The 13,452-nt window shown below is 44.7% G+C and carries 10 protein-coding genes; 8 read left to right on the top strand and 2 right to left on the bottom strand.

The genetic code is table 11. The features are described from left to right. Positions 1 to 242 precede the first annotated feature (242 nt). Complete coding sequence (locus JMX89_RS01045) at positions 243 to 1,346, top strand: alkene reductase (protein WP_020442567.1); 1,104 nt, start codon at positions 243 to 245, stop codon at positions 1,344 to 1,346. A 74-nt stretch (positions 1,347 to 1,420) separates the two neighbouring features. On the opposite strand, the gene JMX89_RS01050 is transcribed toward JMX89_RS01045, so the two are convergent. Next, complete coding sequence (locus JMX89_RS01050) at positions 1,421 to 2,722, bottom strand: NAD(P)/FAD-dependent oxidoreductase (RefSeq protein ID WP_201550516.1); 1,302 nt, start codon at positions 2,720 to 2,722, stop codon at positions 1,421 to 1,423. A gap of 220 nt (positions 2,723 to 2,942) precedes the next feature. Here JMX89_RS01050 and JMX89_RS01055 point away from each other — a divergent pair, with 220 nt between their 5' ends. The 6 genes from JMX89_RS01055 to pgsA all read left to right on the top strand — a co-directional run bounded on the left by JMX89_RS01055 (position 2,943) and on the right by pgsA (position 8,314). After that, a complete protein-coding gene (locus JMX89_RS01055) occupies positions 2,943 to 3,092 on the top strand; it encodes a hypothetical protein (protein WP_181209436.1) in 150 nt (49 codons plus the stop codon). A 15-nt stretch (positions 3,093 to 3,107) separates the two neighbouring features. Continuing rightward, positions 3,108 to 5,075 carry an acetate--CoA ligase gene (acs, locus tag JMX89_RS01060; RefSeq protein WP_201550517.1) on the top strand — a complete coding sequence of 656 codons (1,968 nt, stop codon included), beginning with the start codon at positions 3,108 to 3,110 and terminating at the stop codon, positions 5,073 to 5,075. A gap of 355 nt (positions 5,076 to 5,430) precedes the next feature. Then, positions 5,431 to 6,186 carry an NAD(P)-binding protein gene (locus tag JMX89_RS12765; protein WP_227672973.1) on the top strand — a complete coding sequence of 252 codons (756 nt, stop codon included), beginning with the start codon at positions 5,431 to 5,433 and terminating at the stop codon, positions 6,184 to 6,186. Positions 6,187 to 6,210: 24 nt separating this feature from the next. Then, complete coding sequence (locus JMX89_RS12770; protein WP_227672974.1) at positions 6,211 to 6,600, top strand: hypothetical protein; 390 nt, start codon at positions 6,211 to 6,213, stop codon at positions 6,598 to 6,600. A 98-nt stretch (positions 6,601 to 6,698) separates the two neighbouring features. Next, positions 6,699 to 7,130, top strand: coding sequence for an MgtC/SapB family protein (locus JMX89_RS01070; protein ID WP_201550518.1), 432 nt, complete (start codon positions 6,699 to 6,701; stop codon positions 7,128 to 7,130). Positions 7,131 to 7,633: 503 nt separating this feature from the next. Next, positions 7,634 to 8,314, top strand: a complete 681-nt coding sequence (gene pgsA / locus JMX89_RS01075; protein ID WP_201550519.1) for a CDP-diacylglycerol--glycerol-3-phosphate 3-phosphatidyltransferase — start codon at positions 7,634 to 7,636, stop codon at positions 8,312 to 8,314. A 142-nt stretch (positions 8,315 to 8,456) separates the two neighbouring features. Here the strand turns inward: pgsA and JMX89_RS01080 are convergent, their stop codons facing one another. Further along, complete coding sequence (locus JMX89_RS01080; protein WP_201550520.1) at positions 8,457 to 8,951, bottom strand: pyridoxamine 5'-phosphate oxidase family protein; 495 nt, start codon at positions 8,949 to 8,951, stop codon at positions 8,457 to 8,459. Between the two features lie 436 nt (positions 8,952 to 9,387). Between JMX89_RS01080 and purL the strand changes: the two genes are divergently transcribed. Then, complete coding sequence (gene purL / locus JMX89_RS01085; RefSeq protein WP_201550521.1) at positions 9,388 to 13,398, top strand: phosphoribosylformylglycinamidine synthase; 4,011 nt, start codon at positions 9,388 to 9,390, stop codon at positions 13,396 to 13,398. Positions 13,399 to 13,452 lie beyond the last annotated feature (54 nt).

The raw sequence follows: 13,452 nt of genomic DNA on the forward strand, positions 1-13,452 counted from the left end.
AAAGTCATTCGCTTAATATGCTAATAAGAGACTTTGAATAATGAGTATTATCAATACCGATATCATGCCATATTGATATTTTTGTTTGTAATTTTTCCTTGGAATTACCGTATCTACGCCCTATAAAGAACACGGCTTATGAATAGCGTGCTTAATGCGTTTTGGACGTAATATTAAGTGTGAATTATTCATCATTAACAAATTCTATAACCGTATTTTTATAACAGCAAATAAGGCTTTTTATGGCACATGATAATTTATTCGAACCCGTCAAAATGGGCACCCAAACCCTAAAAAATCGCATCATTATGGCACCTTTGACGCGCTTGCGCTCTGTCGAGCCCGGTGATGTCCCTACAGCGCTTGCTGGCGAGTATTACTCACAGCGTAGCGGTGCTGGGCTTGTCATTGCTGAAGCGACACAGGTTTCTTTTCAAGCAAAAGGCTATGCGGGCGCGCCTGGTATCCATACCGAGGATCAGACGACAGCGTGGAAAACCATTGTCGATAATGTCCATGCAAAAGGCGGCAAGATAGTAGTACAGCTCTGGCACACTGGTCTGGTAGCGCACGAAAGCGTTCAGCCTGATGGTAAGGCGCCGATCTCTGCCTCCGATGTTCATGTGGGAGTACGTACTTCACTGCGCGATAGCAACAACCAAGCCATTCGAGTTGAAGCGACCACACCGCGTCCTGCGACACTGGAAGAGATAGAGCAAGTTATTGCTGATTTCGGTCTTGCGACCAAAAACGCTAAAGAGGCGGGTTTTGATGGAGTGGAAATTCATGGTGCACATGGCTATCTATTACATCAATTTTGGGCTGAGCATACCAATCAGCGTACTGATGAATATGGCGGTAGCCGTGAGAACCGTGCGCGCTTGATGCTGGCTGTGATTGATGCTTGTGTCGACGCATGGGATGCGGACCATGTCGGTATTCGTATTTCACCGCTTGGTACGTTTAATAATGTGGAAGCTGGATATAACGAAGATGAAAACATTTGGCTGATTGAGCAAATCAATCAACGCGCTATTATGTATTTGCATTTATCTGAGCCTGATTGGGCAGGTGGAACGCCTTATAGCGATGCGTTCCGTCAGCGTGTTCGCGATGCCTTTGATCAGACAATCATTGCCGCAGGTGGTTATACAGCGGAAAAGGCTGAAAGAAACATCAAGTCAGGCTACATCGATGCCGTGGCATTTGGCCGTGATTATATCGCCAATCCTGATTTGGCTGAGCGTATTCGTGAAGGCGCGCCGCTAAATGAACAACATCCGCAGAGCTTCTATGGTGGCGGCACAGAAGGCTATACCGATTATCCGTTTTTAAACCAAGCATAATGGTTTGACGGTCAATAAAAAAGCCACCTTGCGATAATTTGTAAGGTGGCTTTTTATGATTTGGTCAATATGATTTAAACTATCTCACCGCAGACAAAGCCACTTGCCCACGCCCATTGGAAGTTATAACCACCGAGCCAGCCTGTGACATCCAGCACTTCACCAATAAAATACAGACCATCTTGATAATTACTTTGCATGGTTTTTGAGGAGACTTCATCAGTCTTGACGCCGCCGCGCGTGACCTCAGCAGTGCGATAGCCTTCGGTGCCAGAAGGTTTTAGCTGCCAACCATTAAGTGTTTCACCAAGTTCAATTAAACGCTCATCTTTAATATTGGCAAGCTCTTTGTTTTTAATGTCATCCCACAGAGTTGTTTGTAAAGCCGCAAGCAATTTTTTGGGTAAGGCATTATCTGTATAATCAGCCAATACCGTACGGATAAGCTGTCTTGGATGTGTTTTTTTATGTGCAAGCAATAGGGTGGTCATATCGATATTGGGGAGCAGATTGATACTGATGGTTTCGCCTGTATGCCAGTAGTTGGACAGCTGCAACATGGAAGGACCAGAGAGTCCACGATGGGTAAATAGTAGTGGCAATTTAAATGAGATGCGATCATTGCTGGCAATCACAGGGAGACTAATACCAGCAAGCGTACGAATTAGCTCGCCAGTTTTATCGGTAAACGTAAAGGGCACTAGGCTTGCATCAGTCGTGATAAGGCTATGACCAAATTGCTGTGCCAACTCATAGCCTAACCCACTCGCCCCCATAGTCGGAATGGACAGTCCGCCCGTTGCCACGACCAGTGACTCACAGCGAAAGACCGTTTGCACAGGCTTAGTGTTCTCGGGAGCCTCTTTTCTTTCTTGCTTTTCTTTTTTGCTCAGCGCTTTACTGGTCGATAATTGAAAGCGTGCCTTCTTATCGTTTTCGAGTGCTTGTACGCTGTCGACTTGGGTATTGAGCCTGACTTGTACGCCGACAGCGACACATTCATCGAGCAGCATCGTCAAGATATCTTGCGCCGAATCATCGCAGAACAGCTGACCATGCTCGCGCTCATGGTAGGGTATTTTATGCTGCTCAACCATACCGATAAACTCCCAACTCGGATATCGACTAAGCGCTGATTTACAAAAATGTGGGTTACTACCGATAAAATGCTCAGGCTCCACAAAATAATTGGTAAAGTTACAGCGCCCGCCACCAGACATAAGGATTTTTTTGCCGGCTTTATTGGCATGGTCCAGTACTAATACACGGCGACCACGGCGACCGGCGGTTAATGCGCAATATAACCCTGACGCACCAGCACCAATGATGATGACATCATAATGCGAGTATTGTGAGGCAGTACGGTGCTTGTCCATGGTCGGTAGTTCCTGATTTTAAAAGAGCAAATAAGTCTTATAGAGCCTATTGTCATATAAAGAATGGCGATATCAATTATAGCGCTTGATATCAGGTTGCTATTGTCCATGTTTTATAACAGGTTACAAGGATTAAATAGCATTGTTGCAACTGCATTTAAAAAAAAGCGGTAAAAAATATCTACCATAGAATCTGCACTGTTAAACATACTGATGTGATATGCAATTGTTGCGATTAGTGGTTGATGCCTTGCAACCATTCAGCATATTTGTCAAACTGTCTTTGAGTGTCACCATTATGGAAGATGACCCTTATTGCCTGTGCCAATCCTCGCTATCAGCGATGTTTGCTACAGGTCATAATAATTAAAAAAGGATGAAGCTCATGACTCAAAAATCATTTCCCATTGCGCCTGAATTCCTCGCCGCAGCCAATATCACCGCCGAGCAGTATGCTGAACAATATAAGCAATCGATTGCATCAGCTGAAGCGACAGATGCTTTTTGGGCGAAGCGTGCCGAGCTGATTGATTGGATAAAAAAGCCCACCAAAATCAGTGACGTCAGCTACGACTTAGACGATTTTCGCATTAAATGGTTTGAAGATGGCGAGCTGAATATTTCAGTCAACTGTCTGGATCGCCATGTCAAAAACAACCCCTACAAGCCTGCCATCATTTGGGAAGGGGATCATCCTTCCTTACATAAAATCATCTCATTTAAAGAGCTGCATGAAGCGGTTTGTCGCTTAGGTAATGCCATGCGCAAGCTTGGGGTCAAAAAGGGCGATCGCGTGACCCTTTATATGCCGATGATACCGGAAGCCATGGTCGCCATGCTGGCATGTACGCGTATTGGCGCGGTACATTCAGTGGTATTTGGCGGTTTTTCCGCTGAGAGCTTGGGTAATCGCATCATTGATAGTCAGTCTAAGCTGGTCATTACCGCTGATGAAGGTATCCGTGGTAACAAACGTACGCCACTCAAAGCCAATGTCGATCGCGCGCTGGATATGGATGGAACAGGCAGCGTCAGTAATGTTATCGTCGTCCATCGTACGGGCAACTCAGTGCCGATGAGTGGTCACCGTGATATTTGGTACCATAGCTTGGTCGATGGTGAGTCGCAGCACTGCGAACCTGAAGTGATGAATGCAGAAGACCCGCTATTTTTATTATATACCTCTGGTTCAACAGGCAAGCCAAAAGGCGTGTTGCACACCACAGGTGGCTACATTACTTATGCGCTGTCCACGTTTCGTGATGTTTTTGATATTAAAGAGGATGATGTATATTGGTGTACCGCAGACGTCGGTTGGGTGACGGGTCATACCTACGCCACTTATGCACCGCTTGCTAATGGCACCACGACCGTTATGTTTGAGGGCGTGCCAGAGTATCCGACATGGGCACGCATTGGGCATATTATCGATAAGCACCAAATTACTGTCTTGTATACTGCACCGACCGCTATCAGAGCCATGATGAAAGAGGGCGATACCTTTGTACGTGAATCGGATCGCTCAAGTCTGCGCTTACTTGGGACGGTTGGTGAGCCAATTAATCCTGAAGCATGGGACTGGTACTATCATGTCGTCGGTGGCAGCAAGTGTCCGGTTGTCGATACTTGGTGGCAGACAGAAACGGGCGGTATCATGCTCGCGCCCATACCGGGAACGGTTGCAATGAAGCCGGGCGCAGCGATGAATCCGCTATACGGAATCATACCAGAAGTTATTGATACCGATGGCGTCGCACTCGATGGTGCTGCTGAGGGTAATTTGGCAATTAATAGTAGCTGGCCGGGTCAAATGCGTACTATTTATAAAGACCATGCACGGTTTTTAGCGACATACTTTACCGAATATCCCGGCTATTATTTTACGGGTGATGGGGTGCAGCGTGATGAAGATGGTCACTATTGGATTACCGGTCGTGTCGACGATGTGCTTAATGTGTCAGGACATCGACTGGGTACTGCAGAGATTGAAAGCGCGATAGTTGCCCACCCAGCGACGGCAGAGGCAGCAGTGGTAGGAATGCCGCACGATATACGTGGTATGGGTATTTGCGCTTTTGTTATTTTAAAGTCAAGTGAGACGGTCACTGAGTCATTAAAAGCAGAATTAAACCGTCATGTACGTTCTGAGATTGGTCCGATTGCCAATCTAGATGCCATCTATATGGTCAATGTGTTACCCAAAACGCGCTCTGGTAAAATCATGCGCCGTATTTTGCGTAGTCTAGCGGCAGGGCAATATGTTGGATTGGGTGATTTATCTACCCTAGCTGACAGCTCAGTTATCAACGAGCTGGTCGAAGTGGTCAAGATAGAACGGGCAAAATCACATTGATGGTTCAATATCAATAAAATTTGAATAGGGTCAATGCTTAAAAATGATTGGAAGCCAAGGTAAAAAGCCATGCTATAAGAATAGCATGGCTTTTTACCGAGATATCATGGATATAGTCGGTCCTAAATAAAAGAAATACAAACATTATAAAGTACTACTGGGGTTAATTTTCTTGCTTGCTGTGCCTGCGCAGACAGAGGCTGCAAATAATTAACCCTAGTAGTTCTGTAACCTTTTAAAAATGGATTAACTATATTAGCAGGCTTTAGAGGTTCAATACTTTTTAGAATAATCCCCTTACTTTCATCTGACTACTTACTATTTTGCTAAATATTTTATAAGGTTTATTGTCATTATGACTAATTCTACTTTGCATACGACTGAACAATCCATACCGAAAATTGCGATTATTGGCGGGGGTTTGACTGGCTTATTTACGGCTACGTTATTGGAGCGCATTTTTATTGAAGCAAATGGTAAATCAGTATCACCTAAAATTAATATTTTTGAGAAATCCCGTAGCGTTGGTCGTTTAGCAACACGCTATCGCACGGACAGCGCAACGCATAAAAACTGGCAATGGGCATTTGGGGCGCAGTTTTTTACTGCCAAAAGTGCTGACTTTCAGCAGTTTATCAAACCATGGCTACAAAGTGATTTATTGCAGCCATGGTATGCCAATGTGGTGGACTTAATACCTTCTGACGATGCCGCTCAGAATGCTGACATACAAGCCAAGGAGCAATGGAGCAGTACCCAAGCGCGTTATATCAGCACGCCCAAAATGACCAGTTGGGGTCGTGCCTTGGCTGATGAACTAAAGCATACAACTATAAACTTTAAAACTCGTGTGGCGCCATTACGCAGAGAAGATTTTGTAGAACAAAATGAGGCTAATAACAAAACTGAGCTGTTTGATGAGAATGGCAACAGCCTTGGCAGCTATGATTGGGTAATTTGTACAGCGCCCAATGGTCAAGCTGTAGAGCTGATGGCGGATAGCAATTTTAAAGAGCTTGCAAAAATTAGCGAAGCACAGATGGAGGCCTGTTATACCTTGATGCTTGGGTGGGATAAAGAGCAGCCTTTACCTGCTGCATTAAACAGGTAACCCCCTTTATGGGATGTGGCTTATGTGCAGGATTCGGTGCTCGATCGTATCTTTATTGAACATCAAAAACCTGACCATGGCAGTCTATTACCCAGTATCACTATTCACGCTCGCAACGATTGGTCGGAGCAGCATGTCGATGACGATATAGAAGCTGTAAAAGCAATCTTGCTGCAAGCAGCAAAGCAAGCGTTGAGTTGGGATGAAGATAGTACGCCAAGCCAAATCGATTGTCATCGCTGGCGTTATGCTGCAACCCTTAAACCGCTTGATAATACAGAGTTAGGTATCTTAGTTGATGAGCCGCGTCAATGGATTGTCAGTGGCGATTGGTGCGGACAAGGTAACATCGAAAGCTGCTATCAGATGGCAAGACAAACCGTAGCAAAAATCTGCGCTGACCAAATCAGTTAAAAACGATGACTGAAAGTGTGTTTTTTAAAACGGTAAACAAGCTCATCACCAATACTAAAAATTAAAACGTGTATCGTTATAAAAGGAGTTAGTACGCTATGTTTGTATTTGATATCGATATGGAGCTGATGCAATTTCATTTTTTTCAATTGGGAATTGCTTTTATTCTCTCTTTGCCGATTGCACTCAACCGCGAGATGAAAGACAACGGCGCAGGGCTTAGAACCTTTCCTTTAGTGACCATTGCTTCCTGTGCTTTTATGCTCGTTGGTATGGATATTTATGATGCGACTGGTGAGGCGAGAATCATGTACGCTATTATCACTGGCATGGGTTTTATCGGTGGTGGCGCGATATTCAAAAACGAACAGGGCTCAAAAGGCACGGCAACGGCAGCAAGCCTTTGGAATACCGGTGCTATTGGTATTTCGGTCGCTTATGGGCGGTATGAGATTGCGATTATCTTGTCTGTGGTTGGCTTTTTGATTTTGCAATTCTCTGAGCCGTTTAAGTCAAAAAACAAGCTGTAGAAACCAAGAAAAATACTGCAAGGTGAAATATAAAGAACACCCAGCGAATAACTTTACTAAATATAGTTGATCCACTTTTAAAAGACTGCAACACTACTGTGGTTAATTAGTCGCCGCCTTTGTCTGTATAAGCACAGCAAGCAAAAAAAGAGCCCACGGAGGAGATACCGTGGACTGAGGAAAACTTATCATGAGGTCAAATGAAAAATCATTCAGCCAAAAATAAGTTGATACAAATTTATTATTATTACTAGCCGTTGTTCTTACTATTGATATTTGGTTAAAAAGAGACGGTTCAAGATATTATTACATCTATTTACAATGTTTAGTGTACGAGTGTATCGATATTTCCGGTTCATAATAACCGACATTTAGCCTAAAAATCGCTCGATTATCAAAATATATGCTTGGTATAAACGATAGCTACACAGATGGCATGACGACTTGCCTGAAAAATGCTAAGCTATCTGCCATTATTAGGTCAATATTAAACTGGGTTTGCCATGACTGAGAGCACGCATTTGCATCCGCAGGAGCCGTCAAGTACGCAGAGTAACAAGAGTATTTTTAATTTGCCCAATAACCTGACGATTGCGCGTATCTTAATGATTCCGCTATTCGTCGCCATTGCTTATTGGCCGCCTGCTATGGGGATTGGCATGCCAGCAATCTCAGATAACGTGATTGCAAAGGTTGGTATGAGTGACTTTAGCGACAGTCTATTGCGTCACTTATTGTTAACTGGCGTTTTTATCCTAGCGGCAATTACCGATTGGCTTGATGGCTATTTCGCCCGTAAGCTCAATGTGGTATCAGCCTTTGGTCGATTTTTAGACCCAGTCGCTGACAAGCTAATGGTGGCAGCTGCGCTCATTATCTTAGTGCAATGGCATCCCAATATCATCATGGCGATAGCTGCGATTGTGATTATCTCGCGTGAAATTGCGGTATCGGCATTGCGTGAATGGATGGCAGAACTTGGTAAAAGTACCAGTGTGGCGGTGTCTTATGTAGGTAAGCTCAAAACCACCTTTCAGATGATAGCGATTACGGTGCTTTTGTTAAACTGGCAATCGCTTGAAACCATTGGCTATGTGTTGATGGTAGCGGCAGTGATTCTAACGTTATGGTCGATGATGATTTATCTTAAAGCTGCGTGGCCGTATTTAAAACAAAGTGGGTAAAAGGTAGCTAAATAGATAGCGGTTAAATCTTATACTTTTATTCTAAAACTATAAAGCCCAGTCAATAAAAAACGCCAGTCGCATCAGCCACTGGCGTTTTTTATGGTAAATTTTCTTAGCTATTTAATAGTTTAATAATAAATTATAAAGAAACGGAAAAGGTCTTGCCCATATCTTCAGCAGTTTTGCCGTCTTGTACGGCTGCCGCTGCCATCTTAAACATATTCACCACTGTACTGCCGCTAAGCCAGCATTCGGCACCATGAGGAACTACTTTAATCAATTGTACGTTTTCATCTTCTTTACCATGCTCAAAAAAGGCATTGTAAACTGGCGACCAAAGCTCATCCAATTTAGCTTTGTCTGTCGGTAATTCAGCGTTAGCACTAATAGAAACAAAGTTCTTTTCATCTTGAGTGGCATAAGTCAGCCCGATTCTTGCATCATCCTGAATATCTTTGACGACGTCTGATGTCTTATCGCCAATAAACCAGATCTCTTTATTATCAAGGTTGACTTCACTTGTGGTCATTGGCCACGCATGAATATCGCCTTTTTTATTGCTGGTACTCATCATGGCAAATTTCACGTCTTTGATGACGGCTTGGATTTTATCGAGATGCTCTTGGTTACTCATGGTAGATATCCTTTTTCATTATTGTAAATAAATTTTGAATTTATAGTTGTTAGGAAAATAATTATTAAGAGGTTAATGTATACAAACCGTTTATTTTATAAAAATTGGCTTTATAAAAACTAGCTCGTCAAGAACTGCTATCTAGAATAGCGATTTCTGCTGGGCTATTTATATAGGTTGCCCGTAAGGCGATGTGAGGGTTTGTAAGGATTATAAGCTTTAGGTAAAAATTGTGACGCTGTGCCGTCAGCCTTGCTGTTTTGATAGCAAATCGTCAGTATTTGCTCAATGCTTTAGCATAATATTACCGAAGCAATTGGCAATTTATCTTGGTTTTGTCCTGCTTATTACAGGGCTTCTTGTTATAATACGCGAACCATTTACTTAGCATGGCAGAGATGCCTGTTATTGCCTATATCCTATGGAATATGCCTTTATGATGACCATCGCCGGACAACCGTTTCTTACCGATTTTCAGACGCAGCAACTCATCAGTCAGTTTCAGCAAAAAACCGAGCTAAATGTCAGCCAAATTCATACCCAGCAAGTGTATGTGTTATCACGAGAACTCGAAGGTGATGAGCATAAAAAAGCGCTAGACTTACTTGCTGTCGATAGTAGCACTGTCCTTACAGCCCCGAAAAACAATCAACTACAAGTTATCGTTGGTCCACGTTTTGGTACGATATCGCCATGGGCAAGTAAAGCGACCGATATTTTTAATAACTGTGAAATTGCCATTAATCGTGTTGAGCGCGTCATTATTTATACGCTAACCGTCGATGGAAAAGCAGACGGCGAAGTGAATGCAACGTTACCTAAAGCCGCTGAGCAATTATTATTTGACCGTATGACGCAAAGCTTGGTTTATGATTTAAATGACGTAAATAAACTGTTTGACGATGAAAAGCCAGCATCACTGAATCATATCGATGTGATTGGACAAGGTCAGTCGGCACTAGAATCAGCTAATAAAGAATTTGGCTTTGCGTTATCGAGTGAAGATATCGATTATCTGATGAATGCTTATGTCAATGAGCTAAAGCGTAATCCAACGGACGTTGAGCTGATGATGTTTGCACAGGCAAATTCTGAGCATTGTCGTCATAAAATCTTTAATGCTGAATGGACGGTAGATGGTGCAGTTCAGCCAAAGTCACTGTTCCAAATGATTAAGAATACTTATAAAGCCAATCCTCAAGGCATCTTGTCTGCTTATAAAGACAACGCTGCTGTGATGGCAGGCTCTAAAGGGATGCGTTTTTACCCAATTCCAACTGACGCGATGGATGCAAATTCTGCCCATCCTTATGACTTCCATCAAGAAGCAATCGACATTCTGATGAAAGTCGAAACGCATAACCATCCAACGGCTATTGCCCCGTATGCAGGTGCAGCGACAGGTGCGGGCGGTGAGATTCGTGATGAAGGTGCAACTGGTCGTGGCGGTAAGCCAAAAGCCGGTTTAACTGGCTTCCATGTGTCGCATCTTCACATTCCAGAGCTTGCAGAAAAATGGGAGCAGTCAGGTCAATTAAGTACACAGGATTATGGTACGCCAGATCGTATGGCAACCAGTCTTGAGATTATGACCGAAGCACCATTAGGCTCAGCTAATTTCTCTAACGAATTTGGTCGCCCGAACCTTTGCGGTTATTTCCGTAGTTTCCAATTGGATACTTCAGCGGCAAAAGACGGCAGCCAAATGCGCGGCTATCATAAGCCAATCATGCTTGCCGGTGGTTACGGCAATATCAAACGCAATTTGATTGAAAAAAATGCCATTCAGCAAGGCGATTTATTAATAGTCCTTGGTGGTCCTGCGATGCAAATTGGTCTTGGTGGCGGTGCAGCATCTTCTGTCGATAGTGGTTCACTTGATGAAGGTTTAGATTTTGCTTCTGTACAGCGTGATAACGCTGAGATGGAACGTCGCTGTCAAGAAGTGATGGATCGCTGCTGGGCGCTAGCTGGTAATGACGTTGATGCAAGCAATAATGGCAAAGACGGTAATCCAATCGTCTCATTGCATGATGTTGGTGCAGGCGGTCTGTCTAATGCGATGCCAGAATTGGTCAATGACCATGAGATGGGCGCGGTATTAAATCTACGTAAAATTCCGTCGCTAGAAGCTGGCATGTCGCCAATGGCAATCTGGTCAAATGAAGCGCAAGAGCGTTATGTCTTGGCAATTCGCCCTGAAAGCAAAGAGCAGTTCGATGCGATTTGTGCCCGTGAGCGCTGCCCGTATGCCATCTTAGGTGAAGCCACTGAAGTACGTCAGCTTGTTGTGAATGACGAATCACTCCCTGAGCAGCCAGTCGATATGCCAATGCAAGTATTGCTTGGTGGTACACCAAAAATGCAGCGGAGCTTTGAGCGTCAAGAGACGGCCTTGCCAGCATTAGAGCTTGGTGAAGTTAATCTAGCAGAATCAATCAAAGATGTGCTACGTCATCCAACCGTTGCTAGCAAATCATTCTTGATTAGCATTGGTGACCGCTCTATTACGGGTATGGTTGTTCGCGATCAGTATGTTGGTCGCTATCAAGTGCCCGTATCAGATTGCGCCGTTACGGCTTCAGGCTTGATTGCGCTAGATGGTCAGCCAATGAGCGGTGAGGCGATGAGTGTTGGCGAACGTACGCCTGTCGCACTTATTAATCCGAAAGCCTCTGCACGATTGGCCGTTGGTGAAGCGATTACTAATATCGCTGGCGCACGTATTACTCAGTTATCTGACATTACCATGTCGGCGAACTGGATGGCAGCATGTGGCGAAGACGTAGAAGATGCCGCATTATTTGACGCTGTCTATACGGTTGGTGAAGAACTATGTCCGGCACTGGGTATCGCCATTCCAGTTGGTAAAGACTCGCTATCGATGCGTGCTAATTGGACGGACGAAGACGAGAACGGCAGCACAGACAAATCAGTCGTATCACCAATGAGCTTGGTGATTACTGCATTTGCACCTGTTATTGACGTGGCAAAAACCCTAACGCCTGAGCTTATAAATGGTGATAGCGCCTTCTACCGTATCGACTTATCAAAAGGTCAATTGCGTCTAGGCGGTTCAATCCTTGCGCAAACGCTTAGCCAATTAGGTAACGACTGCCCAGATTTAGCACAGCCAAGCGACTTGATCGACTTCTTTAACTTTATCCAAGCGGGTAATGCGCAAGGCGTCATTAGTGCTTATCACGATATCGGTGATGGTGGTTTGCTTGCGACCATCGCAGAGATGCAATTCACCAGCCGTCAAGGTATCAAGCTGTCATTGACTGATGATAATTTGCTCGGTCAACTGTTCAGTGAAGAGCTGGGCGCGGTGATTCAAGTCTTACCAGAAAACGTCGCCGCTTTAATGCAATTAGCTGAAGAATTTAATGTCAGCGAAATGATGAGCCTCGTCGGTCAAAGCTCGGAAGAAGATAGCCTAATCATCCAAACGCCAACGCTCATGGGTGATGATACTCTCAGCTTTAGCCGTACTGAATTGCAGCAAGCGTGGAGTCAGGTCAGCTATCAAATCGCCCGTCGCCGTGACAACCCAGCGTGCGTACAGCAAGAGTATGACTTGATTAGCGACGCTAGCCATCAAGGTCTTATCGCTGCACCAAACTTTGACCTCAATCAAAAAGTTGAAGAGCCGTACTTAAACAGCCGCGAACATAAACCAAGAGTCGCTATCCTGCGTGAGCAAGGCGTCAACGGTCAGACAGAAATGGCCGCAGGCTTTACCCAAGCTGGCTTTGAAGCGATCGACGTCCACATGAGCGACCTGCTAGAAGGTCGCATTAATCTACGTGACTTCGATGGTCTGGTCGCTTGTGGTGGCTTTAGTTATGGTGACGTACTCGGCGCAGGCTCTGGCTGGGCGAACTCTATCTTGTTCCATGACGAGTTGCGCATGCAGTTTGTGCGCTTCTTTGCCCGTCCTGATACCTTCTCACTTGGTGTCTGCAATGGTTGTCAGATGATGGCACAGTTAAAAGACCTCATCCCAGGCGCGGAAAACTTCCCACGCTTTATCGCCAATAAATCAGCTCGCTTTGAAGCGCGTACGGTCAACGTAAAAGTTGAGCGCACCAAATCTATCCTGTTTAAAGGCATGCAAGACAGTATTTTACCAATCGCTGTGGCGCACGGTGAAGGCTATGCCACGCTGGACAACACCGAGATCGACGGTATGGCAAAACACGGTCAACTTGCCATGCGCTTTGTCGATAGCCAAGGTCATCCAACCGAGACTTATCCGCTCAATCCAAACGGTTCGCTCGGCGGTGTCACAGGTCTGTGTAGCACTGACGGTCGCGTCACCATCATGATGCCGCACCCTGAGCGTACGCTACGTGCCTACAATCACAGCTGGAAGCCAGAAGAGTGGGACGAGGACGGCGCGTGGATGCGTATGTTCCGTAACGCCCGTGCTTGGTTGCGTTAAGATATAGGTTAAGCTGTTTTAAATCATTGTTTTAAACATAAAAAAAGGTGGGCT

Source organism: Psychrobacter sp. DD43 (assembly GCF_904846555.1).
Taxonomy (GTDB): Bacteria; Pseudomonadota; Gammaproteobacteria; order Pseudomonadales; family Moraxellaceae; genus Psychrobacter; species Psychrobacter cryohalolentis.

What these genes read in the sequence shown, in the direction of transcription:
- JMX89_RS01045 (WP_020442567.1), top strand. Translation starts at nt 243, where the DNA reads ATGGCACATGATAATTTATTCGAACCCGTCAAAATGGGCACCCAAACC.
- JMX89_RS01050 (WP_201550516.1), bottom strand. Translation starts at nt 2,722, where the DNA reads ATGGACAAGCACCGTACTGCCTCACAATACTCGCATTATGATGTCATC.
- JMX89_RS01055 (WP_181209436.1), top strand. Translation starts at nt 2,943, where the DNA reads ATGCAATTGTTGCGATTAGTGGTTGATGCCTTGCAACCATTCAGCATA.
- acs (WP_201550517.1), top strand. Translation starts at nt 3,108, where the DNA reads ATGACTCAAAAATCATTTCCCATTGCGCCTGAATTCCTCGCCGCAGCC.
- JMX89_RS12765 (WP_227672973.1), top strand. Translation starts at nt 5,431, where the DNA reads ATGACTAATTCTACTTTGCATACGACTGAACAATCCATACCGAAAATT.
- JMX89_RS01070 (WP_201550518.1), top strand. Translation starts at nt 6,699, where the DNA reads ATGTTTGTATTTGATATCGATATGGAGCTGATGCAATTTCATTTTTTT.
- pgsA (WP_201550519.1), top strand. Translation starts at nt 7,634, where the DNA reads ATGACTGAGAGCACGCATTTGCATCCGCAGGAGCCGTCAAGTACGCAG.
- JMX89_RS01080 (WP_201550520.1), bottom strand. Translation starts at nt 8,951, where the DNA reads ATGAGTAACCAAGAGCATCTCGATAAAATCCAAGCCGTCATCAAAGAC.
- purL (WP_201550521.1), top strand. Translation starts at nt 9,388, where the DNA reads ATGATGACCATCGCCGGACAACCGTTTCTTACCGATTTTCAGACGCAG.